The sequence below is a fragment of the Lysinibacter sp. HNR genome, from assembly GCF_029760935.1.
Lineage (GTDB): Bacteria > Actinomycetota > Actinomycetes > Actinomycetales > Microbacteriaceae > HNR.
The window spans coordinates 2,379,354-2,404,283 of sequence record NZ_CP121684.1 but is presented as its reverse complement, the minus strand read 5'-3'; the positions used below and the strand labels follow the sequence as shown (position 1 = coordinate 2,404,283).

The 24,930-nt window shown below is 58.4% G+C and carries 19 protein-coding genes; 6 read left to right on the top strand and 13 right to left on the bottom strand.

Annotation, left to right across the window (positions count from 1 at the left end; genetic code table 11):
• Nucleotides 1-272: 272 nt before the first annotated feature.
• Nucleotides 273-1,547 carry an alpha/beta fold hydrolase gene (locus tag FrondiHNR_RS10980; protein ID WP_279352808.1) on the top strand — a complete coding sequence of 425 codons (1,275 nt, stop codon included), beginning with the start codon at nucleotides 273-275 and terminating at the stop codon, nucleotides 1,545-1,547.
• Nucleotides 1,548-1,606: 59 nt separating this feature from the next.
• Here the strand turns inward: FrondiHNR_RS10980 and FrondiHNR_RS10975 are convergent, their stop codons facing one another.
• Nucleotides 1,607-3,859: a heavy metal translocating P-type ATPase gene (locus tag FrondiHNR_RS10975; RefSeq protein ID WP_279352807.1), complete on the bottom strand. Its 2,253-nt coding sequence runs from the start codon at nucleotides 3,857-3,859 to the stop codon at nucleotides 1,607-1,609.
• Nucleotides 3,856-5,985 carry a cytochrome c oxidase assembly protein gene (locus FrondiHNR_RS10970; RefSeq protein ID WP_279352806.1) on the bottom strand — a complete coding sequence of 710 codons (2,130 nt, stop codon included), beginning with the start codon at nucleotides 5,983-5,985 and terminating at the stop codon, nucleotides 3,856-3,858. The genes FrondiHNR_RS10975 and FrondiHNR_RS10970 overlap by 4 nt, the downstream gene beginning before the upstream one ends.
• Before the next feature lie 205 nt (nucleotides 5,986-6,190).
• Between FrondiHNR_RS10970 and FrondiHNR_RS10965 the strand changes: the two genes are divergently transcribed.
• From FrondiHNR_RS10965 to FrondiHNR_RS10955, 3 genes are all read left to right on the top strand, one after another.
• Nucleotides 6,191-6,829 (top strand): DUF5134 domain-containing protein, encoded by a 639-nt coding sequence (locus FrondiHNR_RS10965; protein WP_279352805.1) that lies wholly within the window; start codon nucleotides 6,191-6,193, stop codon nucleotides 6,827-6,829.
• A gap of 148 nt (nucleotides 6,830-6,977) precedes the next feature.
• Nucleotides 6,978-7,676 carry a YcnI family protein gene (locus FrondiHNR_RS10960; RefSeq protein ID WP_279352804.1) on the top strand — a complete coding sequence of 233 codons (699 nt, stop codon included), beginning with the start codon at nucleotides 6,978-6,980 and terminating at the stop codon, nucleotides 7,674-7,676.
• Complete coding sequence (locus FrondiHNR_RS10955; protein ID WP_279352802.1) at nucleotides 7,673-9,580, top strand: copper resistance protein CopC; 1,908 nt, start codon at nucleotides 7,673-7,675, stop codon at nucleotides 9,578-9,580. The genes FrondiHNR_RS10960 and FrondiHNR_RS10955 overlap by 4 nt, the downstream gene beginning before the upstream one ends.
• A 111-nt stretch (nucleotides 9,581-9,691) precedes the next feature.
• Here the strand turns inward: FrondiHNR_RS10955 and FrondiHNR_RS10950 are convergent, their stop codons facing one another.
• From FrondiHNR_RS10950 to FrondiHNR_RS10940, 3 genes are all read right to left on the bottom strand, one after another.
• Complete coding sequence (locus FrondiHNR_RS10950) at nucleotides 9,692-10,495, bottom strand: M56 family metallopeptidase (RefSeq protein ID WP_279352801.1); 804 nt, start codon at nucleotides 10,493-10,495, stop codon at nucleotides 9,692-9,694.
• An 8-nt stretch (nucleotides 10,496-10,503) separates the two neighbouring features.
• Nucleotides 10,504-10,890: a BlaI/MecI/CopY family transcriptional regulator gene (locus tag FrondiHNR_RS10945; protein WP_279352799.1), complete on the bottom strand. Its 387-nt coding sequence runs from the start codon at nucleotides 10,888-10,890 to the stop codon at nucleotides 10,504-10,506.
• A 181-nt stretch (nucleotides 10,891-11,071) separates the two neighbouring features.
• Nucleotides 11,072-12,130, bottom strand: coding sequence for a YncE family protein (locus FrondiHNR_RS10940; RefSeq protein ID WP_279352798.1), 1,059 nt, complete (start codon nucleotides 12,128-12,130; stop codon nucleotides 11,072-11,074).
• A 347-nt stretch (nucleotides 12,131-12,477) separates the two neighbouring features.
• Here FrondiHNR_RS10940 and FrondiHNR_RS10935 point away from each other — a divergent pair, with 347 nt between their 5' ends.
• Nucleotides 12,478-12,756, top strand: coding sequence for a hypothetical protein (locus FrondiHNR_RS10935; protein ID WP_279352797.1), 279 nt, complete (start codon nucleotides 12,478-12,480; stop codon nucleotides 12,754-12,756).
• 840 nt (nucleotides 12,757-13,596) lie between these two features.
• Here the strand turns inward: FrondiHNR_RS10935 and FrondiHNR_RS10930 are convergent.
• Both FrondiHNR_RS10930 and FrondiHNR_RS10925 read right to left on the bottom strand, forming a co-directional pair.
• The gene (locus tag FrondiHNR_RS10930; protein ID WP_279352796.1) at nucleotides 13,597-14,766 is read right to left on the bottom strand and encodes an acyl-CoA dehydrogenase family protein; all 1,170 of its coding nucleotides are present in this window, start codon (nucleotides 14,764-14,766) and stop codon (nucleotides 13,597-13,599) included.
• A gap of 2 nt (nucleotides 14,767-14,768) precedes the next feature.
• A complete protein-coding gene (locus FrondiHNR_RS10925; RefSeq protein ID WP_279352795.1) occupies nucleotides 14,769-15,998 on the bottom strand; it encodes a CoA transferase in 1,230 nt (409 codons plus the stop codon).
• A 235-nt stretch (nucleotides 15,999-16,233) separates the two neighbouring features.
• Here FrondiHNR_RS10925 and FrondiHNR_RS10920 point away from each other — a divergent pair, with 235 nt between their 5' ends.
• Nucleotides 16,234-18,543, top strand: a complete 2,310-nt coding sequence (locus FrondiHNR_RS10920) for a SpaA isopeptide-forming pilin-related protein (protein WP_279352794.1) — start codon at nucleotides 16,234-16,236, stop codon at nucleotides 18,541-18,543.
• A gap of 118 nt (nucleotides 18,544-18,661) precedes the next feature.
• On the opposite strand, the gene mnhG is transcribed toward FrondiHNR_RS10920, so the two are convergent.
• From mnhG to FrondiHNR_RS10890, 6 genes are read right to left on the bottom strand one after another with little or no spacing between them, the layout of a single operon-like run.
• Entirely contained in the window at nucleotides 18,662-19,048 is a 387-nt protein-coding gene (mnhG, locus tag FrondiHNR_RS10915) for a monovalent cation/H(+) antiporter subunit G (protein WP_279352793.1), read from the bottom strand.
• Nucleotides 19,045-19,308: a monovalent cation/H+ antiporter complex subunit F gene (locus FrondiHNR_RS10910; RefSeq protein ID WP_279352792.1), complete on the bottom strand. Its 264-nt coding sequence runs from the start codon at nucleotides 19,306-19,308 to the stop codon at nucleotides 19,045-19,047. The genes mnhG and FrondiHNR_RS10910 overlap by 4 nt, the downstream gene beginning before the upstream one ends.
• Nucleotides 19,305-19,886 carry a Na+/H+ antiporter subunit E gene (locus FrondiHNR_RS10905; protein ID WP_279352791.1) on the bottom strand — a complete coding sequence of 194 codons (582 nt, stop codon included), beginning with the start codon at nucleotides 19,884-19,886 and terminating at the stop codon, nucleotides 19,305-19,307. Before FrondiHNR_RS10905 ends, FrondiHNR_RS10910 begins: the two co-directional genes overlap by 4 nt.
• Complete coding sequence (locus FrondiHNR_RS10900; RefSeq protein ID WP_279352790.1) at nucleotides 19,883-21,445, bottom strand: Na+/H+ antiporter subunit D; 1,563 nt, start codon at nucleotides 21,443-21,445, stop codon at nucleotides 19,883-19,885. The genes FrondiHNR_RS10905 and FrondiHNR_RS10900 overlap by 4 nt, the downstream gene beginning before the upstream one ends.
• Nucleotides 21,442-21,975 (bottom strand): NADH-quinone oxidoreductase subunit K, encoded by a 534-nt coding sequence (locus FrondiHNR_RS10895; protein ID WP_279352789.1) that lies wholly within the window; start codon nucleotides 21,973-21,975, stop codon nucleotides 21,442-21,444. The genes FrondiHNR_RS10900 and FrondiHNR_RS10895 overlap by 4 nt, the downstream gene beginning before the upstream one ends.
• The gene (locus FrondiHNR_RS10890; RefSeq protein ID WP_279352788.1) at nucleotides 21,972-24,920 is read right to left on the bottom strand and encodes a Na+/H+ antiporter subunit A; all 2,949 of its coding nucleotides are present in this window, start codon (nucleotides 24,918-24,920) and stop codon (nucleotides 21,972-21,974) included. Before FrondiHNR_RS10890 ends, FrondiHNR_RS10895 begins: the two co-directional genes overlap by 4 nt.
• Between the last annotated feature and the right edge of the window lie 10 nt (nucleotides 24,921-24,930).

The window sequence follows — 24,930 nt, the reverse complement described above, 5'->3', positions numbered from 1 at the left end:
GATCGGATCGATGGGACGTGTAGGGCCCTCGGCTCGCCTCCCGGGAGGGGGCTGGGCCACGGAAACATGAGGAGAGCCGTGAAACGTTTGGGTTCCTGACCCTGCGAGAAGGGTTCGAGCGACTCCTTCGTGGAGAGAGTGTTGCTACGACCACTTGGCACTACCGCTTCGATGAAGACCGGATACGAGCTCGCGAGTTTGGCACCTCAGAACGACGTAAATAGTACCAACGGTCGACGCATCGATTTTCAGGACGTGGAAAGCTGAATGGCATGATTCGTTTCTCTCCCACTATTTCTCGATGGGTGGGTGCCTCTGCGCTAGTAGCGCTCCTGGCAATCCCTCTTGTATCCTGCGCGCCCCTCAACGCTGGTTCCGCCGCTGCGACGGTCTTCCCGGAAGCCACATACCCTGCAGGAAAATGGAAAGACTGTCCGCTGCCCGGGCAAGTGAAACGCCAATGCATGGGAGTCGAAGTTGGTCAGGAGTCGAACGAAAACGCAACGCAGGTTCGCCTAGCGGTAGCGCTTACTCCGGCGGAAAAGACCTCTCGCGGAATACTCATCGTTGACCCCGGAGGCCCCACGATCTCCGGGGCGCTCTTTCAGGCCAGTTTCGCGGCCCGAGCCCCGCAATCCATCCGCGACAACTTCGATATCGTTGGCTACGATCGGCGCGGCTTCGGAGCAAGCTCACCGACCACCTGCGAGATTGATGACCCCCCGGCATTCGAAGCATCGAGCATTGACGAGGACTGGTCAGCTTACGAACCACAGCTCAAGCGTCAGCTGGCTGAGTGTCAAACAAATCGAGAAGATCCTGTCTTCACCGCCGGAATCCGAGCCGGAGTTCGGGATCTGGAGGCTGTGCGCGAAGCGCTCAAAGTGGACCAGGTGAACATGCTCGCCATCTCCTATGGCACGCTTCTCGGGCAAGCCTACCTCGCTGAACACCCCGACCGGGTTCGCACTATGATCCTCGACGGTGTCGTGGACCCAACCGTTTCCGGACCTGTGCGGTCTCTGAACGATTCTCTCGATCTTGAAACGGCCAAAGCGAGCTACGGAACCGATCGCGACCCGAAAATCGCAGAAGGATTCGCTGCTGCTTTGACGGAGTTGCAGAAGTCTTACCCTGCTTTTCCCTCGTACTCGCAAGACCTCGCCTACCTCTGCACGGACTTCACTTGGCCCACCTCTCCCGCGGGTCTTGCAGCCTGGGGTCTCAGTCTGGAAGAGCAGGCCGACGTGCTCACCAGCCGGGCACCCTGTGTGCTGTGGCCAACGCGTGCTCCCGTCGGAACCCTCAGCTTCAAGGACTCCCCGAAACCGCTGATCATTAACAGCACAAAAGACGCTCGAACGCCCCTGGCCGGGGCGCAAGCCGTCGCTCGCGCGACGGGTGGAACTTTGCTCACCATGCCCGGCCCGTTCCACGGGCTCACCGGTAGCTTTACCTGTCCTACCCAGCGTGCTGCTGACTATCTCCTGAGCGGAATTCTTCCCGCGCCTGGAGAGTGCCCCGCACCGAAGGTGTCTGTCGATTAAACTTTGAGCTCGAGTGGTTGTTGTAATACCTGATCGTTCCGGGGGTTGCTGCTGCGAGCCTATCGGCTCCGGCGCAGGCGCTGGATGCGGAGGCTGTTGTACACCACAAAGACCGAGGAGAGCGACATCGCGGCCGCCGCGATGAGCGGGTTGAGTAGCCCCGCGGCGGCAACGGGGATGGCAGCTACGTTGTACCCAAAGGCCCAGATGAGGTTGGTGCGAATGGTGCGGAGGGTACGGCGGGAGAGGGCGATGGCGTCGGGAATGACCAGGAGATCTTCGCGAACGAGGATGATATCGGCGGCCTTGAGGGCGATATCGGTGCCGTTGACCACGGCGAGTCCGAGGTCAGCGGTGGCCAGGGCAACCGCATCGTTAATACCGTCGCCAACCATCGCGACCTTCTTACCCTCTTCCTGAAGGCGGCGGATGGTGTCGGCTTTGTGGGTGGGGAGCACACCCGCGTAGACGCGATCGATGCCCAGTTCCGCGGCGGCCCTCGTGCCCGCCGCGGGGGTGTCTCCGGTGAGCAGCACCGTCTCGAGGCCCTGAGCCCGGAGCGCGGCAACAGCCCGGTCGGCGCGAGGTTTGAGGGTGTCGGTGAGGGAGATCACACCGAGGAGGGCGTTGTCGCGGGCGAGGAGGACGACGGTGTGTCCGGCATCCTCGGCGCGATCGATTGCCTCCTGCGCCGGGGGAGTGAGGGGGACGTCGTGTTGGGTGAGCAGAGTGACGTTGCCGATGAGAAAATCGGAGCCTGTGATACGGGCGGAGGCTCCGAGGCCGGGAAGGGCTGTGAAGCTGTCGAGGGGGAGCAGGGCCGGAACGCGGGGCGCCGCCGCGCGTTCGATGGCGCGGGCGATGGTGTGTTCTGATCCCTGCTCGATGGACGCGGCCAGGTGCAGCAGTTCGTCGCTGCTCACTCCCAGGGGGGTGATGTTTTCGACGGACATGTCGCCGGTGGTGAGGGTTCCGGTTTTATCGAGAACCACGGTGGTGATGGAGCCGCTGGCTTCGAGGGCGTCGTGTCCCTTGATGAGGATGCCGAGGGTGGCTCCGCGCCCGATGCCCACCATGAGGGCGGTGGGGGTGGCGAGTCCCAGGGCGCAGGGACAGGCGATGATGAGAACACTAATGGCGATTCCAAACGCCTGCTGGGCGGGGGTTCCGGTGAGTGACCAGCCGATACCCACCAGGATGGCCAGGACAATAACGGCGGGAACAAACCAGGTGACAATACGGTCCACCAGTGCCTGTACGTGCGCCTTGCGCGCCTGCGCCCGTTCGGTGAGGGCGGCCATCTGAGCAAGCTGGGTGTGCGCTCCCACCGAGTTTGCCGTGATTTCGAGGCGGCCATCGCTGCTGATGGTGCCTCCAATCACGGTGTCGCCCGGGGTGACGGAGACGGGAACGGGTTCGCCCGTCATCATGCTGGTGTCGATGGCGGCGGTGCCCCGGGTGACGGTTCCGTCGGCGGGGATCGTTTCGCCGGGGAGGATCACAAACACGTCGTTAACGCGGAGGTTGGCCGCCGGTTCCACGGTCTCTGCTCCCTCGCGGAGGATGCGCACGTGGGTTGCGGCGAGGGCGCTCAGCGCGCCGAGCACATCGCCCGCCTTGCGACGGGAGCGGGTTTCGAAGTAGCGGCCGGCCAGCTGGAGCGTGGTCATTCCCGCGGCAACATCGAGGTAGAGTGAGTTTGCCCCGGCGGGGGTGATGCCAAATCCGAGCCAGTATCCGCCGCCCTCCCCCAGGCCAAAGATGAGGGTGGCGACGGCCCACCCAAACGAGGCGGTGATGCCGAGGGAGACCAGGGTGTCCATGCTCACGGTGCCGTGCCTGAGGTTTCTCACGGTGGCGCGGTGGAACGGCCAGGCCGCCCAGGTGACGATGGGCACGGCGAGCAGCACGCAGAGCGCCTCCCACCCCGGGAAGCGCCAGTCGGGGATGAGGGCAAGAACAATGGTGATGTCCATGAGGGGAATGGTGAGGAGTGCGGCAACCGCGAGACGGCGACGCAGCGACGTGATGCGGATCTCGGTGGCCCGCCGTGACCAGGTGTCATCCGCTCCGTCGCGCAGGTGGGCGTGGTATCCGGCCTTCTCGATCTGTTGAATTGCGAGGGGAGCGTCGGTGTCGGCGATCCCGGTGATCACGGCTCGTTCGGTGGCGTAGTTGACGGTGGCGTTGACGCCGTCGAGCTTGTTGAGGGCGCGCTCGACCCGGCCCGCGCAGGCGGCGCAGGTCATACCCGAGACGTCGAGCTCAAAACCGTTGTTGGTGAGCGAGGGGCGGTCGATCTGGAGGGTCATGGCTGGGGTTCTTTCTCGGACGGGGTGCCGTCGTGAGGGGGCGTGGTGGTGCGGGCTGCAGAGCCGTCTTGAGGTGATGCTGGGGGCCCGCTGCCCGGCACGGGTCCAGCTGTCTGTCGGGAAGTGAGGCGCTGCAGCATGCTGTTGTATGCCTCAAACTCGTCGTCGCGTCCGGTGTCGAGGTGTCGATCCTTGCGGCGGGCCTCTTTGGCGTCCTGCCTGCCCCACTGCACCAGAAGAATCACCACAACGATCAGGAGGGGGATCTCTCCACCCGCCCAGGCGATCCCGCCGCCCAGGTATTGCAGCGCCGGGAGGTCGGACCAGGTGAGGCCAAAGTACTGGTAGAAGTTCTCGGCGATGATGGTGGTGCTGCTCATGAGGATGATGCCAAAGAATGCGTGGAACGGCATGGCGGCCAGCACGTAACCGAGCTTGCCGATGTGGGGGAGGGGACGCGGCGGACGATCAACACCGATGATGAGGCTGTAGTACAGATAACCCACAATGAGAAAGTGCAGGTTCATGAACTGGTGCGCCCAGTGGAACCGCATGAAGTCGCCAAAGATGCCGGAAAAATAGAGTCCATAGTAGGAACCCACAAAGAGGATAAACACCAGGAGCGGGTTGTAGATAAAGTGGAGAACCTTCCACTGCAGTATCCAGGTGATCCAGTCGTGGATGCCCGCGGTGCCGTTGGGCCGAGAGCGGGTGGCTCGCAGCAGCAGGGTGATAATACCGCCCAGCACGAGCATCCCCGGGGCAAGCATATTGAGGCTCATGTGCACGATCATGTGCACCGCGAAGTTGGGAGCAGAATACTTTCCAAATCCCGAACTGGTGATGAAGACCACCACTCCCCAGCCGAGTAGCCACGCGATGGTGCGACCCACCGGCCACGTATCGCCGCGTTTGTGAAGCACCCGAACCGCGACGAGGTAGACCGAAACGGCGGCTATCGCAAGGCCGAGAAAGAGCAGATTGGGTCGCCAGTGTCCAAAGAGCACCGCGAGGGTGGGAGGATCGGCCACCTCAAAACCGAGGAACACCTGCGAAATGCTGGTGGGAACAAAATACTGGGGTGGTGCCTGCCTGGTCATTGCGGCGGTGATTGCGATCCACCCGGCGATGGATAGTGTGCCGAGGGCGAGGCCCCACGTAATGTGGTGTTCGCGGAGCCGTGCGCGTCGCCACAGTAGCCATCCGCTTCCGATGACGATCACAAACAGCGCGAGGCATACCCAGCGTCCCAGGATGAACCAGCCGGTGAGGGAGTCGGTGAGACCGGTCCCGGCGAGCTTAAACCAGGCGAGGATCAGATCCGTTGTGATGATAACGGGCAGGGCAACCGCGCCTATGATGAAGAGGCGGCGGAGGGTCTCGGGGGGAATTAGCCTGCCCGAGGCAACCCGAATCGCCAGAACCACCACGGCCCCAAAGAAAATGTTTACCGCGAGGGTCTGGAAAACACCCGCATCGCTACCGAAGTCGTGTTCGGGCCCCACCAGGATTTGTCCGGTCACAACCGGGGCGAGCATTCCAAACATTGATGCCCACAGGGGGATGAGCAGGCCGGTCCACCAATCCGCAAAAAACGCGGCAAAAAATACTATGAGCGCGGCGATAAAACTGACGGTCCACGCGCCGGGGGCGTAGCTTGACTCGAAGAAGTAGGCAAAAGCTCCGGGTTCGGCGAGGCGGAACAGGGGCATACCGTTGGAGTCGAGCGCCCGAAAGATGACGAGTCCCCCCGAACACGCGGCCCACAGCCCGGAGGCGGCGCGGAGCACACGCACCTCAAAAACCTGTTCGATGCGTTTTGCCCGTTTGGGGGGAACATCACGTAAAAACAGCAGGTAGATGAGTGCGCCCACGGTTACCAGACATCCAATATCGGCGCCGGCGAGGAGTATAGAGGTGATAACTCCCACGTCGAGGCCGGGGAATCCCCGATTGAGTTCCTCATACGCGCCCGCGCCAAGAATTACGGTGGTGATGACGGGTGCGGTGACCGCGAGGAGGGTGGCGAGGGTTGCGCACAGGCCCACGAGGCCACGATTGCGCGTGAGTATCGGCGCGTCGAGGCGGGGGGAGGAGGGTGAATCTGTGGCGGGTGTCGCGGTCATCGCGTGCACTCAGTGAGAGGGGGAAGAGGCGTTTTTTGGGCGTGATTGCGCTGGGCGCAGGGTGTTTTCTTTCCTCGCGGCCGCACTTGTGTCACGGTATACCTCGCTAGAATTTTAAATACTTTAGTAACTCTACAACATGTAGCTTTGATGCGTGTATTATGGCTTTATTACTACAACTTGTAGAGAAGGATGAGGGGCGGCGTTGATCACACACCCGGTGTTGCAGTGGGCATTCACCCTCGTGTTTTTGACTATCGCTCTCTATTTTACCTATCGAGCGGTGATTGATCGCACCCGACCGGTCCAGGCGGTCGGTCACGCGCTGCACACCGTGATGTCGGTGGTCATGGTTGCCATGGCTTGGCCCTGGTGGATCTCGACTCCGCTGATTTCCCAGCTGGTGTTTTTTGTGCTGGCAACGATATGGTTTCTGATGCTCCTTGTACTACAGGTGTTCACTAGGGTAACCGCTGGCGCGGCACTCGGGGGTGGTCCGTGGCATCAACTTCTGCACACCCTCATGATGTTTGCGATGGTGTGGATGATCGTAGTGATGCTCCCGGACGACCGGGATGCGGCCCCGGGAACCGGTCAGGGGCAGCCGACCTCCGGATACGGAGGGCATAGCGGACACGGTTCCGCGCTACCCGAATGGGCGGTGCTCTCCGGTGTTGCGGTGACGACGGCCCTGCTTGTGGCGGGAACCATACTAATCGTTGAGGTTATTGCGTGTGCGAGGCAATCGCGTCGCGCCTGGAACGCACACACGGTCGACCACACGGCCGGTGCGGTGATGAGTCTGGGGATGGCAGCAATGTGCTGGACGATGCTTGTGCCCTAGTTACCCGTGACTGTTGAGCCGGTTCTCCGCCCGTCAGCGTGCTAAGAGCCAGCTGACCTCGTGGTGAATAGCTCGGTAATCCGCTTCCCGGTAGGTAAGAAACACAAATGAATATAGGCGTTCAACCACCAAGAAGGAGATACGACAGATGAATGTACAGACCAAAAGACCCCTGATGATCGGCGCGGCAGCTCTCGGTGCTCTCGCGCTCACCCTGGGCAGCCCGCTTGCGGCAAGCGCCCACGTGACGATCGGCGAGGAGAGCGCCGTGGCCGGCTCCTACACCGTTCTCACCTTTGGTATTCCGCACGGCTGTGAGGGATCACCCACCACCGGAATATCGATTCAAATTCCCGAGGGAATCAACGCAGTCACCCCCACTCGTGCGGCAAACTACACTGTAGACAAGGTGATGGAGAATCTGACCACACCCATCACGGATAGCCACGGTAACGAGGTGAACGAGCGAGTGTCCGAGGTCGTCTACACCGCGCTCACGCCGCTTCCCGAGGGGTACCGGGACGCCATTGAGCTCTCGTTGCAGGTACCGAAGGAAAAAGCGGGCGAAACCCTCTATTTCCCAACCGTGCAGACCTGTGAAGAGGGCGAGTCCGCCTGGATAGAGATCCCTGCCGTGAACCAAAACCCCTTTGAACTGCCGCTTCCCGCACCCTTTATCTCGGTTGTTGCCGCCGATAGCGCTAGCGGCACGGAGGATGTGGCAGATACTCACGCAGCGGAACAGCCCGCCGACCAGACGCCGCTGATAATCACCTCGCTTATTGTCGGATCGCTCGGGTTGGTAGCAGGTGCGATTGCGCTCCTCCGGGGGCGTAAAAAGGCATGAGTTTGATCCTGACCGAGAAGAGCGGACGGCAAAGCGGGATCGTGCGCGCGCTGCTGGCCGCTCTTCTCGGCTGTCTGCTGGGGTACGCGCTGGTGGTGGCCGGCACGGGAGCGTCTCCCGCATTTGCACACGCCGAGTTGCTAGGTACCACGCCCGAAGACGGTGCGGTGTTTGAGCAGGCGCCCACAACGGTTGAACTGCGTTTTAACGAGACTGTTCAAGCTATTAATGGTGCCACCCGTCTGATCGCAGATGGTAAAGATCCCGTTGCGCTTGATGCCCGAGCGGTGGACAGCGTGGTCAGCGCACCCCTGCCGGACTCCCTCCCCGATGGAACCTACGTACTGAGCTACCGAATCGTGTCCGCCGACGGGCACCCCGTATCCGGAGCTATCACCTTTTATGTGGGCAGTGGTGCCCCGGCAACGCCCGGCGGTGTTGGTGGCGGTGGTGGCGCCGAAACGGTCTCGCTGGTGTCAGCGGGTTCCGAGTTTGCGGTGTCGGCACTCACCGCGCTGCAATACCTCGGGCTGCTGGTTTTTGCGGGGCTGGTGTTTTTTAAGCGGATCATTTTGCGCAGCGACGACTCGGGCAACCTGAGGGGTGCCAAGAACCCGGGCAGCCTGAGCGGATCTAAGAACCCGGGCAGCCTGAGCGGATCTAAGAACCCGGGCAGCCTGGGTGGACCCAAGAACCCGGGCAACTTGAATGGCCCGAGTAGCTCAAACGATCTGAGTAACCTGAATAACCCAAATGCTCCGAGTCTCCCGGGGGTGCGCAGGATTGTGAGAATTGCGCTTGGCATCGCGATCCTCTCATCTGTGCTCTTGATTCCCTTCTCTGCTCTTCGTATCACCGGTGCCGAACCTTGGCAAATTATTATTCCAGAGATATGGGTGCCCGGGGTGCTCTGGACCACCCTCACCTCGGCACTGGTCATCACGGGGGTGGGAGGCCTCGCCCTCTTTCTTGATGCCCGCGGAACATCCACTATACGGCGGATTGGGGCAGTCTCCCTGGCCGCCGTTTCCGTCGGGACACCACTCCTGGTGGGACACACCCTTTCCGTTCAACCGGGATGGCTTATCATCACGGCGGATGTTGGTCACCTGCTGGCCGGTGCCTTTTGGACGGGTGGTGTTATCGGTTTGACCTATTTTCTTGTTGTGGCTCGGAGGGCGGACGAAAAGCAGATCACTTCCGAGGGTGCCGCCGGTGTGGTTCTGCGATTCTCCCGCTTTGCCCTATACAGCGTGCTTCTGCTCGCCGTGAGCGGGATCGTCATGGGGGTGATGATCGTGGGGAACCTGCAGGGTCTGATTGAAACCGGGTATGGACGTACCCTCCTGCTTAAGCTCAGCATCGTGGTAGTGATTGTTGCCCTCGCCGCGTGGAATCGCACCCGGCTCCTCCCCGCAATCTTAGAGAAACCCACCGAGCCCTTGCGATGGGCGAGCCTACAGCGCATCCTCAGTTACGAGGCGGCTTTGCTGATTGTGGTGATCATAGTGACGGGGTTTCTCACCAACATGAGCCCGGGGCACGGCGGTCACGATACGGCGATCACGGACACCCAGCAGGCCGCGAGCGACACGGCTATTCACGCCGAATCTCAGGGGCTCCTTGTGCACGGAACGCTGGCTCCGACCACCATCGGTGAGAACACCCTCAGCTTTGAGCTCAGCTTTAACGGCACCCCCGTTGACTCCGAGGAGGTGCAGGTTGAGATGCGACTCCCCGAGCAAGAACTCGGGCCGCTCAGCGCAAACGTCGTGCGTGAGGAAGCCGGGAGCTACCGGGCGCAGGTGAACTTTCCGGTGCAGGGAGACTGGCAAGTGAGCGTGAGTGTCCGCCTCTCAACCTACGAGAACCCCATTGCGATAATTCCCGTAACCGTTCCCTGAACAGGGATCCTCTGCTGCTGAACTATCCCAATCGCCTGCACCAGCGCAAGAAGGATATTCCCTGAGCGGGCGCTTCGTGTAAGCGGTGGCATCACAACCGGACAGGGAGACCTAACTCGTCTTGAGCGTGGCCGGTACCACGCGCCGCCTGCGAGACCAGCGCTGCTGCGCGATGCGTTGCGCCCGGAACTCCATGCCATCGTCACCGCTGAGATGACCGAGTCGTGAAAGCGCGTTGGCGAGGTGCACCGGGCCAGCCTGTCGCGCGGCGGTGTCGTCGGCGATGAGCTCCACGAGCAGGAGGGTGGCGCGCAGGAGGCTTCGTCCGGCGGCTAGCCGTGGCACGCACAGGGCGTTGATCTCGGCAATCCGGGTTATCCAGCCGTGTCGCTGCCGCAGGTGCGCATACTCGTGAGCGAGGACGGCCTGAAACTGTGGGGGTGTGAGGGCATCCTCAAGTGCCGAAGAAACGACGATAAGCGGTTCTCTCCCGGGAAAAGTGCAGGCAACATACTCGTCGCTGTGAAAACGCGCGAGAATAAACCGTGACCTTTCCTCCTGAGAGTGGATGAGCGGTGTGATCTGGGCGGTTGATCTTTTGTATGATCGGAGAATAGGCTCGCTACTCATTGCGATAAAAGCGATAAACCCTCCGGTTATAGCCAGGGTCATCCAGGCCAGGATCGTGAGGAATATTGCCTCCGGTGGTGACTGTGCGTGCCCGGCGTTGATCCCGGAGAGCACGGCAAAAATCATGGAGGCGGCGAGAGCGGAACACCCCAGGAGGAAGGAGCCGTACCACAGGGCGAGTGCCGTGCGGGGGTGCATAACCTGCCAGCATCCCCTCGTGAGAATGGCGGGAGCGATCACCATGAGCACCAGCGCTAGGGCGAGGAGGGCCAGGATCGTGAGCACGTTGTAAGCTATCTCGTTTGTGGGCGTGTTGATTGTGAACCGATTGCTTTGCGAAGAAAATCGACGTCTTCGTTGCTGAGGTTTCCCGCAAACCGCAGGAGAACCGCTTCTCGATCACCCGCATCCTCAAGCGTCTCAATCATGGAGTTGCTGGCATGCTCGTCCTCTGATCTGGCGGCGTGAAAGCGTACCTTGCGAGGTGAGTTTTCGGAGCGTACAACCCTGTTCTTTTTGTGGAGCCTATCCAGAGTGGTGAGTACGGTGGTGTAGGCCGGTGTGGAACCCGTGAACAGTTCTTGAATCTCTCGGGCGTTAAGCGGCGTGGGACTCTCCCAGAGGATACGCATGATCTCGTTTTCGAGTTCGCCCCGCGCGCGCGTCCTAATTCCAGGCATGGTAACCTCCTCCTCATTATCTTACCGAGGATTAAGTCACCCTGATGGATTACATAAGAATTACGAATGTGTGTGGTTATGGGGAGGGGTAGAGAATTGCACCGGGCCAGAGCGTGGAATAGTGTGCTCTGGCCCGGTGCAGGATGTGATGTCCCTCCGAGCTTTATGGAGGTGACGGTGCTTAGCGGAGTTTCACAACCGAGATAGAGCTACTGCCCGAGTTCGCAACGTAGGCTTTTTCGCCATTCGGGGTAACCGCAATACCGACCGGGCTCTTTCCCGAGTACTTTGCCACGAAGCCGATTGGGTTATGGGTGGCGGTGTCAATGACCGAGACGGAGTCATATTTCCTGTTGGTGACGTAGGCATACTTCCCATCGGATGAGAACGCTGTTTCTGAGGTGTTGAATCTTAGATCTGGTCTATTGATGGTTTTTATCTCGTTCTGCCCGTAGAGCACAGAAATGTCTTTGTCGGGGTGTGAATCGGTGACGTAGGCAATGGTTGAGGTGGGCGAAAAGGCTACATCGTCGGGCATCGCTCCAGTGTACCTTGTGTAACCGTACTGTATGTTTGAGCCGGCATCGATTACGGAAATGGAGGGATTGAAATCACCGCGTCCGGCGTTGGTTACGTAGGCAATACTGCCGTCTGGTGCGAACCTCACGCTTTGAGGGTTAGAGCCTCTGTATCGGTGCACTGTTGAGATTTGCGTATGGGTGACGGGGTCAATAACGGAGACGGAATTGCTCTCCGGATTGGTCACGTAGGCAACGTCGCCATAGGGAGAAAAATCCACTCTTCTCGGACTTTTCCCCTGGTAATTATGGACCTCGTGTAAAACGGTGTGGGTTGCAACGTAGACGACGGAGACGGAATGACTGGCAGAATTGGTGACGTAAGCGATGGCGCCATCGGGTGAAAAAGCTACGTCGCTTGGATAGCGACCCCGATAATTTGCTACCTGCCCAATCCGAGTGTCGCTGGCGACATCAATGACGGAGATAGAGTGGCTCGTGGCGTTAACAACGTATGCAATTGCCCCGTTGGGGCTTATTGCGATACGTAGCGGGTTGCCATGGCCGTGTTGGGAGATCACACGGCTTTGCTCGGGTAGAGAAGAAGATGCCGAGGCAGAGTAGGAGCCCGTGAGAGGCAGCAGGGACAGCGTGAGTACCGCACCTAAAACCTTCCCCCTGTAGCCTCTTTGCTTTTTGGAACGCTGCTGGATTGAACGCATGAATTACCCCTCGTAGTGTGCGTTTTCTAAAAATAATATTAAATGAATTATATTTGTAAAGTATTTTATTGTAAAAACATACAACATAAACTCATTTGTTTAGGATAGCATAGTTGAAGCCTTATTTTGTCTCAGTATTGAAATTCACCCTAGTGGGGGCAATTGCGAACGAGAAGGAGAGAGGTCTGGGGGAAGTTTGGATTCGGATCTGAGTCGTTTATGGTGCCGCTCTCTTTGGGTTCCCAGTGGATTCACAGGGGGAATGCGGTTGTGGTTTTTGGGATGAGAAACCTAAGGTGGTTGCAACGGAACCGAAGTGCGGGTCGGTGAGCATAAGGATTGAAGCATTGGGTAACTCAACGTATAGAAACTATCTGATCGCGCTCACGCGTGACGCGTTCTGGTTGTCAGATCCCGCAAGCGTCATGAAAGAGTACGTCCTCACCTGGAAAGAATACGATGGTGCCTCTGCGCGAGTGGTTGACTACGTACTTAGCTCTACACGGATTTCCGAGTCTCTCGTGAGGAGCATGGTGGAAAGCGTTTTGCGGCGGGCCTGGGGTGTTGATTCAATGGAGGCTGCTGAATTTATCTCGCGCATCCTGTGGAGCGGTTTCTCGCGATAGTTGAGTAAGGTTCTTGCGCTTTCACTTAGAATCCGGGCTGTTCGGTTGTGGTTCTTCAATGATTCGGGTAAGCGGGATGTCGTGTCTCGATTGCCGGTTGCTGCTGTCGTGAGTGTGAGTTTTGGCGTTGCGATATCCAAGAATGCAACGAGTGCGGCACGAGATCTTCTGTCTCTTCGGTTCCGTCAAAGGGCCAGGGGGCTGAGGGGCTGGGCCTTGATGTGATTGAAGGCGTGTCTACTGCGATAAATTATAAACTTTATTGTCTAATTAGTATCGACATTAATTTGTATATTTACTTATGGTTTCCTAAGATGGTTATAGGCTCAGTGTTCTGTTGAGGGCCAGGGGCTGGGGATTGACGTTCTGTGGGGGTTTGCTGGTGTCTCGTTGTGATTATCTTTGGAATGTTCGTTTTGACGGACGCTGTCGGAGTGATGTCCGTCGTCGCGTTCCGCTAATGGCTTTAGTGCCTGTGCTCGCTGTTCCCGGCGTTAGGTGCTAGATCTTTGCTCTCACCATAGGAATTGCGCGGGTTGCGGTGAAGCGGTAAATATAGAATGTAAAGTTTTCTATTTAAATAATTATTTATTAATTTGTTTTTCTACTAGGGGTTGTATATAATAAACTTAGTTTCGCTCTTAAGTGTGTGAATGCTGTTAGGGATCTATATTGTTCTGGGGTTGTTGTGCGGTATGTGTTTTCTGTGTTGCACATCCTGTTTCTAGGTGGGGCCGCAATCTTCCCAAGAAAGTAAAGCCCTAACCCAGGTCTCACCGCGGGTAGAGTGTGAATCGGTATCCCCCATCCCGATTCACACTCTACCCGCGGTGGGTGTGGTTAAAAGGCGGGAATACCGGTGAGTTCACGACCCAGTATGAGGGTGTGAATCTCATCGGTTCCCTCGTAGGTGCGAACAGACTCAAGATTGGCCATGTGTCGCATCACCGGGAAATCACTGGTGATCCCGTCACCACCCAGAATGGATCGGGCCTGCGATGCGATTGAGATTGCCTCACGCACATTATTGAGCTTGCCGATGCTCACCTGAGCGGGGGTGAGCTCATTCACATCGTGTAGTGTTCCCAGGTGTAGCGCGAGTAACATGCCCTTTTGGTACTCCACGAGCATGTTCGCGAGCTTTGCCTGAATGAGCTGGTTGGCTCCGATGGGCCGCCCAAAAACCTCGCGCGAGGTTGCGCGCTCCACAGCCACGTCGAGGCAGGACTTGGCCGCGCCCATCACTCCCCAGGCGATACCGTAGCGAGCCTCCGTGAGGCAGGTGAAGGGACCACGCAATCCGAGCGCGTTTTCCAGCCGGGCAGAATCGGGCAGGCGAAGATCGGTGAGGGTGATTTCACACTGCACCGAGGCCCGCATCGAGAGTTTATTGGTGATCTCGGCGGCGTGGAATCCGGGGGTGTCTGTGGGGATGATAAAGCCGCGCACCCCGTCGTCTGTTTGTGCCCAGAGAATGGCAACATCGGCGAGAGTAGCCAGACCGATCCAGCGTTTGGTGCCGTTCAGAACCCAGTCGCTGCCGTCGCGCCGGGCAAAGGTGGTCATTGCGGCGGGATCGCTGCCACCCTCGGGTTCGGTGAGCGCAAAACAGCCAAGGACCTCTCCGCGGGCCATACGGGGAAGCCACTCCTCTTTTTGAGCCTCTGAACCCCAGTGGGCTATGGCCCCCATAGCAAGTGACCCCTGCACGGAGACCAGGGTGCGCCAGCCGCTATCAACCTGTTCCAGTGCGTGACAGACCAGACCGTAGGCTGTTGCGCTGGCACCCGCGCATCCGTAACCTGCAATGTGCATACCTAAAAACCCCGACTTTCCCAGCTGGGAGACGATCTCGTGACGAAAGTGTTTAGCATCGAAATCGTTGTCTATGTGAGGGTGGAGATGGTGATGACCAAAGTCGAGGGCACGTTGGTGCCAGGCCCAATCCTCGGCGGAAACGAGCGCGGACACATCAAAAATTCTATCGACGGACGAACTATTAAGGGTCATTCTTATATCTCCTCTGAGTGTGGGTTGTGCTTTGTGAGCCAGTCACGCACGAGTTGAGTGCTTGAACCAAGAACGGGCGGAGCGAGATCGTAGCTTGCCGGGGTTGCCGAGTAGCTGACGGGGTGCCGCACGGTGGGGATACGCCGTTCTCCCTCTCCGGCAAACACCACGGGATCAAGCCCAAAACGTTCGGCGGTGGTTACCCCCTGCGCGATGGTGTTAACCGGGGCGCAGGGAATCTTCTCCCGGGTGAGCTCATCAAACCAGTGCTCGGAGGTGTCGAGCCCGAACCGGGGAAGGAGCGTGCGACGCAGTTCCTCGCGGTGCTGGTTGCGTGCGGCCATGGTGGAGAAGCGAGTGTCCGACGCGAGCTCGGGGAGCCCAAGAAGGACGCAGAGCCGGGCAAATTGGGTGTCATTACCCACCGCCACCACAAGAGAGCCGTCAGTCGTGGGAAAGGGCTCGTAGGGGTAGAGACTGGGGTGCTCGTTGCCCAAGCGAGTCGGAACTTCACCACCCGCCACGTAGGCCGACGTCTGATAGACCATGCCAGACAGGGCCGAGCTGAGCAGATTGAGCTCAAGAAGCTGCCCCTCGCCCGTGAGCGTTCGATGGTGGAGCGCCCCCAGAATTCCCATCCCTGCGTGGAGTCCCGTAATAACGTCGAAGAGTGCAAACCCGGCCCGCAGGGGGCCACCGTCTTTTTCTCCCGTAATTGACATCATGCCCGAGAACGCCTGAGCTGAGAGGTCATAACCCGGATACTGTGCGCCCTCACCCGTACCAAAGCCCGTAATTGAGGTGTAGATAATCTCGGGGTTTACCGCGGCTACCGCATCGTAGTCGAGGCCAAAAGAGGCCATCCCGCCAACCTTAAAGTTCTCAATCAAGACATCGGATACTGCCGCCAATTGCAAGGCGACTTCACGATCCTGCTCGTTCTTGAGATTGAGCACCACGGAGTGCTTATTGCGGTTGCTGCTCAGGTAGTAGGTGGCGTCTTCGTTCAGGTAGGGCGGGGCATAACCGCGGGTATCGTCGCCTGCTGGACTCTCCACCTTGATCACGGTGGCGCCCATATCACCGAGTAACATGGTGCAATAGGGACCGGCCAAAACGCGTGTGAAGTCGGCGATGATCAGGCCGCTGAGGGGGCCGCCGCGGGGTTGATCAAGAGGGTTCTGTGGGGTTTCTTCTGGACGTTCCCTTTTATTATTGTGTGCCGTGTTCACATCCAACGCCTTTGTTCTTGAGTGTTAGAGATACCTGGTTGCGTGGGGGCAAGGGTGGGGGAGGGGGACGCTGTATATACGCATAAACAGTATAGTGAATGTCCTCACCGGGCGATGAGACTGTGAACAACGTGTGTGTTGCGAGTTTTTTTCGGGGGCGCGTAAGAAAAACGTGATCGATTCATCCCAGTTGTGTATGTTCTCGATTCTAAACCGGAGTTTTATAGCGATGCGAATGCCTTTATTATGGCGAAACCGTGCCCGTCAAACGGTTGCCTCTATCGCGTGTGTGGGGATGCTTGCATTCGTGTTACCCGCAACGGCGACCGCAAATAACGTTGTTGGAGAGAACGAAATAGAAGCGGTTGCGACCGCGGTAAATCCAACTTATCCGATGGGCAGGCCACAGGGCTACGTCTCTGTTCTCCCTTCGAGCCGGTGGATAGTGGAGGATGATCGACTGTCGATGTCGGCAGAGATGCCCGGTAGATTGCCCGGTTCGGTTACTCTATCAGGACCGGAGGGTGAACGTACGATTGGCCGTCAGGGTCTGGGACCAGAGCTTGTAACCTGGATGGGAAAAACCTCCGACGGGTACGGTCTTGCTCTGGCAGCGGGTCTTGAACCTGTAGGTTATACCCTGATACCCGCTCCAGATCGGTCGGATTCCCTGCTGCACTGCATGGATGACACGATCAATGAGGGTGAGCGTCGGGAATGCGTAATACACCAGACAACGTTGACCTTCGACGAGCCTCAGATTAACCCGGTCATTGTTTTTGGGCAGAGTGGCGGTCCCATTCTTTCTCAATCAGGAGGACAGGGATGTGTGGTTGGTTGGTCTGACCTCATCTTTGAGTCTATTAACGGAAAGGTTCCGGCCTCGGGACAGGTTACGGTTCTTGATGCTCAGACCGGACCCCCAATCACCGTGGCCGGTGGGCCCAAAGCTGACATTGTATTTGATGGATTACGGATGAGCTGGCGTACCCTACCCGACCGACCGGAGGATCCTAATCTGTGTAGCGATAGCGCCGGGCAGTACAACGGTCAGGTCGTTTTTGCTGTGGACGGCCTTGTCTCGGAGATCAACTTTGGTGTTCCGCACATGGGAGAGATCACCCAGACTATTACGAATCCGGGTGTGCGGACCATGAGAAATTACGGGGTTACCGCGTTTGGTTTTGGTCTTCCCGGTGCTGACCTCTCCGTTGTGAAGCGGGCCCCAAGCCAGGTGCGCGCGGGGGCGGAACTATTGTGGAACGTGACAGTGGCTAACTCTTCGACGAGTTCCGATTCGCACGGGGTGGTCGTGCGAGATGCTGTCCCGGCCGAGGTGACGGACGTGCGGCTCATCGATGCCCCTGAGGGGTGTGTGCTTATCGGGCATGACGTGAGCTGCACCCTGGTTGCTGACGGTTATACGCTGTCAGACACCGATGACCCAACGTATGTACGCTTAGATGGCCCGGATGATGTTTCCGCTGTACCCGCAGCACTGAAAGCCGGGGAGAGCTTTAGCTTTCAGATTTCGGGTCGGGTACCTGTGTCTGCAACGGGTGTGATCACAAATACAGCGACGGTGGCTGGGGCAGATGCGGATCCACAAACGAATAACAACACGTCGACAACACGCACGACAATTCTTGCACCGGCCTGGTCAATAAATAAAGCGGTGACGGTCAACGGGCAAGAACCGGTGGACGGCCGAGTTGCCCCCGGTGATATCCTCACATACACGGTAACGGCGAGCGCGGGCACGGTTGCGGTGAACGGTGTGACAATCACGGATGATCTGAGTGAGGTATTGCAATCGGCATCATTTGTTCCCGGAAGCGCGGGTCTGCGGATTGGTAATGGCTCAGTTCAGACAGTTTCTGACCCGGTCGATGCAATTCTCACCACCCAGCCCTTTAGTCTGGCTCGGAGTCAGCAGGCAACACTGACATATCAGGTGACGGTAAATGATGATGCTTGGCTGAAGACCCTCATCAATACCGTTACGGGTGATGCGAGTGAGGGCCTACCGAACTGTGTGACCTGTAGCACCATCTCTGAGACGGGTGCTCGTGTTTTGATTCAAAAGAACGGTGTCGACGCGTCGGGTGGCGTGGTACCGGTGACGGGTGCCTCTTTTAGAATTCTTGCTGACGATCAGGGTAGGCCAGGAAATCCTGTGAATAATCACACGGTTGTTCCGGTTGCCGACCAGACGGGTCGCTATGAGGTGCCGCTTGGATTGATGCCGGGCAACTACTGGATAGAGGAGACGAGGGCACCCGCGGGGCATGAGCTTTTGGCGAGGCCCGCACCGTTCCAGATCACCGATACGGGAGAACTGGTGTTGTTAAACCTGGCGGATAATCCCTCGCTTGTAGTGCAGGACGGTGTGCTTACTATTTTTGATGTGGTGGCGGTGACTCTTCCCTACACCGGTGCCACTGCGAGTCTATGGGGCCCCGCAGGGGCAGTCGTGCTTGCCCTCTCGCTTGTGCTTACACTGGCGTATCGGCTTCGGCAGCGGCGCAGACGCTCACTCCGGTGAGGGGAGTTCTGACGATACCTGGACGGAAGACCTGAACAACTGGGTGGTTTTCTATCAGCGGATAGCCTTGTTTGTGGTTGGGATGTGAAGCTTGAAGCAGCTTACGTTCGCACGACGACTATTTTGATGTGGTGCGGTCTGTGTCGTCGGTATCGTTGTCGCGAGCAGCGATATCATCGGCTAGCTCGTCCACAATCAGGGTGCTCTTATCCACAAAGTCGGAGCGATAGCTGGAGCGCCCAATAAGGTGGGCGGATATCGGCTGCGTGAGGTACTGAATCACCAGCACCACGAGCAGGCTTGCTGCCACGGAGAGAGACGTGTTTTGTATTGCCACCGCAACTACCATGCAGGTGAGGCCTAGGATCTGCGGTTTGGTTCCCGCGTGGAGGCGAGACAGTACGTCGGGGAATCGCAGGACTCCCACCCCGGCCGCAACCGAGAGGAGGGAGCCAAAGACGAGGAGGGTCCCGGTGATAATGTCGCGAATTATGTCCCAGTTCATGGCTCGTCCCGTCTTGAGATAAAGCGGGTGATGCTGATGGAGCCCGTTACTCCAAAGAACGCGAGGGCAACCAGCAGGGGCAGCGTGTTGGTGTGCTCGTTGATGACCATGTCTCCGGCCAGGGCGCAGAGCACGATTGCCAGAAGAACGTCTAGGCCTAGTACCCTGTCAAGGGCGGTGGGACCCACGATGATCCTTATTACCGCAAGAATCGCCCCGATGCCGAGAAAAATGCTCATGATGACGGCCGCAACATTCACGATAGACCACCTCCGTTTTGACGTTCCGCGCGTAGTTGGCGCACCTCTTCGTGCGTGCCAAACGCCAGGGTGAGACGGGCCTCGGTGTCCTGCATATGGCGCCGGATCTTTTCGACCTCCTGCGGAGTAGTCACGTGGAGGATGTGAAGGAAGAGCCGTCGCTTCTCACGGTCGGCCTCAACAACGATGGTCCCCGGAACGAGTGAGATTGACTCTACCGTCCAGGTCATTATGAGGTCGTTGTGGGTGTGCAGATCAAGCTCGATGATGGCGTTCTTGGGGGTGTAGCGCCAATTCATCGCTAACCAGGCCACCTGAATGCTCGCGATAAAAATATCGATGAGCATGCGGGACATAAAAAGGGTGAAGTGCCACAGGCTGAAGCGTCCGCCAAAGTCGACGGGGGGTAGATAAAAAATCTGCCCAACCACTATCGCAATAATAATGCCCGTGAGGAGGGTCATCCAGTCTAGCTGGCCCCAGAGTAGTATCCAGATGGCCACAAGCCCGAGCTGGGCTACCAGGGCACCCACGCGCCCTACCCTCTTGGCAAGGAGCTTGTCGCTTGTGGGGCTCACGGGATCACCCCCTCATCGAAGACGGCCGTGACGTAGGTGGATTGGTCCAGGAGGTCTTCGGCGGTACGTGTGGCAAACTCAAGGATGGGTCCCGCAAAAACGGTGAGGCAGAGCGTTAAGCCCACCATGACGGTGGTGGTTCCCACCATGAGCTTGGGGGTGGTGCTTTTGACATTACCGATTGTCTCTTCGGGTGTTTCGTGCAGTTTCTCGAGCATCGGGTTGCTCTGATCTTTGAGTTCTTCCGGGGTGCGCCAGAACGAAGTGTTCCATATGCGCATGAGGGAATACAGGGTGAGGAGCGAGGTGAGCGCGCCTACCCCGATAACCGTCCACACGAGCCAGCCCCCATGCTCGGCACCCGCGATAAACAGGGCCACCTTGCCGATAAAGCCTGAAAACGGTGGGATCCCGCCCAGGTTGAGAGCCGGTATAAAGAACAGAATGGAGACGAGTGGAGCGGCTTTGAGGAGCCCGGCCAGACGGTTGATTGAGGTGGTGCCTCCAATGCGCTCGATGAGGCCGGTGGCAAGAAAGAGCGTTGTCTGAACCGTGATGTGGTGTGTGATGTAGTACACCGTAGCGGCCAACCCGCTGACCGTGGCCAGCGCGATGCCAAAGATCATATAACCGATGTGGCTCACCAGGGTAAAGGAGAGCAGTCGTTTAATGTCGGCCTGGGCCACGGCACCCAGAATGCCCATGAGTAGGGTGAAGAGAGCGACCCAGAGCAGTGCGTTGTTGAGTTGGCCCCCGGGGAAAAGAAGTGTTTCGGTGCGGATGATCGCGTACACGCCCACCTTGGTGAGGAGCCCGGCAAACACTGCTGTGACCGGGGCGGGAGCGGTTGGGTAGGAGTCGGGTAGCCAGAAAGATACCGGATATACGGCCGCCTTAACCCCAAAGCCGATGAGCAGTGCGAGGTTCAATATGAGCTGGATATCGGCGGGAAGTTCTGCCAATCGTATGGAGAGTTGAGCCAGGTTGACGGTTCCCGTAGCTCCGTAAATGAGGGCGATGGAGAGCAGGAAGAAGATGGAGGAGACCAGGCTCACAACGATATAGGTGGTGCCCGCTTTCACCCGCACACCGGTACTCCCGAGAGTGAGGAGTACGTAGCTTGCGGCCAGGAGCATTTCAAAGCCCACGTAAATGTTAAAGAGGTCGCCCGCAATAAACACGTTAAAGAGCCCTGCAGCGAGGATGAGGTAGGTGGGGTGAAAGATCGAAACCGGTGCCTCCTGGTCGCCATCGGCGATACCCTGACCCACCGAGTAGACCAGAACGCCCAGGAGCATGATTGCGGAGATGACCAGCATGATTGACGCGAGCCTGTCGACAACCAGCGAGATACCCCACGGTGCCGCCCAGCCGCCCACCTGAACAGCGAGGGTTCCCATCGTATCAACGGCGATGAGGAGTGCCACGCTCACAACCACCGTGGCTGCGGTGACACCCACGCTGATCAGAATCTGTAGGCGACGAAACTTGCTGAGGATAAGGGTTACCGCCGAACCGAGGAGAGGGAGCGCCACCATGAGTGGGATAAGCCAGGTCATGTTGTGTTCTCACCTCTCTTTATTGTCGGGGCCGACGGTTGTTGCGACCTGTCGGTTTTTATGTCTGTGTCGCTATCGGATCTATCGTCTTGGTCTTCGTCATCGGAAGCGTCAAGTGCCTCCTGGATAGCGTCGTCTTCGCCGTGTGCCTGCTCAAAGACCTCAACACTGTCCTCATCGTTTTCCGTGGTGTCGCTGGAAACGTTGTCGCCGTCTCCGCTGAGTTGTGCGAGCCACCAGGATCGGTAGAGTAGCGCGAGGAGGAACGCCGTGATACCAAAGTTAATTACGATGGCGGTGAGAATAAACACCTGCGGAACAGGGTCCGCGAGGTCTGAAAAGTCGGTCACTCCGGAGAGCAGAGGGGCCGCGCCGGGAGGGCCACTCATGAGGAAGATGAAGATGTTCACCCCGTTGCCGACCAGCAGAAATCCAAGCAGGATTCGGGTGAGGTTTCTCTGCATCATCAAATAGATTCCCACACCAAAGAGCGAGCTTGCGAGGATAAGAAGCGTGATTGAGGCGTTCATCGGGTAGCGGCCTCCTCCGCCTGAATCTTGCTGCTGTTTACCTCAGCATCTTTGCTGATGTGTCGGTCGATTTCTGCACCTAGGCTGCGGAGCACATCCAGAATGAGCCCAACAACCACCAGGTATACTCCGATATCAAAGATTGTGGTGGTGCCGATGCTGATTTCTCCCAGCCACCCCAGATCATATTCGAACCAGGTGGACTGCAGGGCCGCCTGACCCGCGATGAGTGAGCCCACCGCGGTGCCCACGGCCAGGACGATACCGGTGCCCAAGATCTTGCCCGCGTCTATGGGAAGGGCCTCGCCGAGCTCGTAGCGCCCGCCAGCCAGGTAGCGGAAGACCAGGGCAAGTCCGGCGACCAATCCGCCAGCAAATCCGCCTCCCGGCATGTTGTGCCCCACAAAGAGCAGGTAGAGCGAGAGAACAATTGCGGGGTGGAAAAGCAACCGCACAAGAACCTCAACGACAATCGAGCGATTGCGGGCTGTAAGAGTGCGTCCCGCCATGAGGAAGGTGCCTCGAGTGGGGATGTCGGGGTCAAAGGATGTGGGGGGTTTACCGTCGATCATGACCGCCTGCGTGATTGCTGGTTCAAGCACGATTTTGCGGCGGTTCTTTTGTCTACGGGTGTTCCTATCGTTAAACAGTGTGGGCGCGCCACCCGTTCGCTTGGTCACAAAGATGAGACTCGCGATTCCTGTTGCTACGACAACCAATACTGAGATTTCTCCCATGGTGTCCCAGGCGCGGATGTCAACGAGCATCACGTTGACGATGTTGTAGCCGTGAGCTTCGAGGGAGAGTTCGGGCATTCTATCGGCAATGCTCTGAGCCTGTCTTGATCCGAGGGCCAGGAAACCCGCAATTGCCATGGTGAGTCCCGCGGCGGTGGCAATAGCCACCTTGATCCAGGGGCGGGGCTGCCGAGGAAGTTGTTTCATCGCTGCGGGTATGCGGCGCAGGACGAGTACAAAAACCACGAGGGTGATGGTTTCGACAAGCGCCTGTGTCAGGGCAATATCCGGTGCTCCGGCTACGGCAAAGAGAACAACCATGCCGTATCCGCTCACACCGGCAAGAAGCACCGCAGTGATGCGCTGACGTGCCCAGATGACACAGAAGGCCGAAACTATCATGATGAGCGCGATGAGCGGCTGCGCCTGGTAATCCCACAGCACAAATGAGTCGGGCCACGATTTATTGGCGAGTATTCCGTATCCCACCGAGACAACAAAGAGAGCGAGCACGGTTGCGATATAGCCGGGAAGCCCAAAGCGCTGCACGCCGGCGGTGGCCCAGAGTGAGAGGGACTCAATGCCACGAATGATTTTCCAGTAGAGGGAGCTTGAGTTAATCCAGTCTGGAATTCTGGCCTGGAAGGCGGTGACCCGGAGGCGTTGCCATACCACTATGCCGCCGAGGACAAACACGATCAGACTGAGAATAAGGGCGGGTTCGATACCGTGCCAGAGTGCCAGGTAGTAGTGCCCCTCACCAAATGAGTCTGCGTAGGTGCTCAGAATGGAATCGAGCCACGGTGCTGCAAATCCCGCCGCAACCGTGAGAACGGCCAGGATAGCGGGGGCGATCAGGATGCTGCCGCGATCGGGGTGCACGATGGGGGTGGGTGCGATTGCTTTTTTGGTGGCAAACGCTCCCCAGAGGAACCGCGCCGAGTAGGCAAAGGTGAGGATAGAGCCGATAACAATGCCGGTGAGGGCGACCCATCCCCAGGTATTACCGGCCTCGCCCGAGTCGAAGAGTGCTGTGTAGGCAGCCTCTTTACCCACAAAACCGATGAAGGGGGGTAGCCCGGCCATTGAACCAACGGAGACCAGGGTGATGAGGGCGAGTCCTGGCTGTGAGACGCGAAGGCCGGAGAGCTTGCGGAGATCACGCGTGCCGGTGCGGTGCTCGATGATTCCCACGACTAAAAAGAGGGTGGCTTTGTAGAGGCTGTGCGCGATGAGTAGAGTTTCGGCGGCCAGCGCAGAGTCACGCGTAGCATAACCGGAGATCAGGGCTAGGAACCCGAGCTGACTGATGGTTCCGTAGGCGAGCACAAGCTTGAGATCGTTTTGGCGCAGTGAGCGCCAGGCTCCCACCAGCATGGTAATAATGCCCACGATAATGAGCGCTTCGCGCCACCCCGGGATTTCGGTGAATCCGGGCGCCATGCGTAGAATTAGGTAGATACCGGCCTTCACCATGGCCGCCGCGTGCAGATAGGCACTCACGGGTGTGGGTGCGGCCATCGCTCCCGGAAGCCAGAAGTGGAATGGGACAAGTGCGCTCTTGCTTGCGGCCCCCACCATGACGAGGATGATGGCGACGGCGACCAGAGGGCCGTCGATGGGGGTGTCAACGATGATTCGTAGTGAACTGCTCTGCGCCTGAACCATGAGGATGGCGATCCCCACGAGCATGGCCAAACCGCCAAAGGTCGTGACCAGAAGGGCCTGGAGCGCGGCACCGCGACTCTCTTTTTTGTGGGAGTAGTGGCCAATGAGGAGATAGGAGAGAACGCTTGTGGCCTCCCAAAAAATGAACATCACGATAACGTCGTCGGCGGTGACCAGGCCGTACATGATCCCGGCAAAGAGCAGGAGAACGCTCGCAAAACGGCCGAGTCCCTGTTCGTTTCTCCCAAAGTAGCTTGCGCAGTAGATGAGTACCAGGGTGCCCACCCCGGTCACGATGAGGGCCAGGAGCCAGCTCAGCGCGTCTACTCGGAAAGAGAGCGCTATGCCCAGCTGCGGTATCCACGGGACGGACTCTGTGTATGCTCCACCGGCTATTACTCGTTCTGACTGGCTGAGAGTATAAAAAAACGCTACGGCCGGGAGGAGAGCAATGGCGAGAAAAACCCGGTTTGATAACCACTTAGTGAGGAGCGGGGTGAGCATAGAAAGAACGATGAAGGCCGAGATGATTGCTAGCAATATCACTCCT

Excerpts from the sequence above, each read along its gene's own strand:
- FrondiHNR_RS10980 (WP_279352808.1), top strand. The coding sequence starts at position 273 with ATGATTCGTTTCTCTCCCACTATTTCTCGATGGGTGGGTGCCTCTGCG.
- FrondiHNR_RS10975 (WP_279352807.1), bottom strand. The coding sequence starts at position 3,859 with ATGACCCTCCAGATCGACCGCCCCTCGCTCACCAACAACGGTTTTGAG.
- FrondiHNR_RS10970 (WP_279352806.1), bottom strand. The coding sequence starts at position 5,985 with ATGACCGCGACACCCGCCACAGATTCACCCTCCTCCCCCCGCCTCGAC.
- FrondiHNR_RS10960 (WP_279352804.1), top strand. The coding sequence starts at position 6,978 with ATGAATGTACAGACCAAAAGACCCCTGATGATCGGCGCGGCAGCTCTC.
- FrondiHNR_RS10955 (WP_279352802.1), top strand. The coding sequence starts at position 7,673 with ATGAGTTTGATCCTGACCGAGAAGAGCGGACGGCAAAGCGGGATCGTG.
- FrondiHNR_RS10945 (WP_279352799.1), bottom strand. The coding sequence starts at position 10,890 with ATGCCTGGAATTAGGACGCGCGCGCGGGGCGAACTCGAAAACGAGATC.
- FrondiHNR_RS10940 (WP_279352798.1), bottom strand. The coding sequence starts at position 12,130 with ATGCGTTCAATCCAGCAGCGTTCCAAAAAGCAAAGAGGCTACAGGGGG.
- FrondiHNR_RS10930 (WP_279352796.1), bottom strand. The coding sequence starts at position 14,766 with ATGACCCTTAATAGTTCGTCCGTCGATAGAATTTTTGATGTGTCCGCG.
- FrondiHNR_RS10920 (WP_279352794.1), top strand. The coding sequence starts at position 16,234 with ATGCCTTTATTATGGCGAAACCGTGCCCGTCAAACGGTTGCCTCTATC.
- mnhG (WP_279352793.1), bottom strand. The coding sequence starts at position 19,048 with ATGAACTGGGACATAATTCGCGACATTATCACCGGGACCCTCCTCGTC.
- FrondiHNR_RS10900 (WP_279352790.1), bottom strand. The coding sequence starts at position 21,445 with ATGACCTGGCTTATCCCACTCATGGTGGCGCTCCCTCTCCTCGGTTCG.
- FrondiHNR_RS10895 (WP_279352789.1), bottom strand. The coding sequence starts at position 21,975 with ATGAACGCCTCAATCACGCTTCTTATCCTCGCAAGCTCGCTCTTTGGT.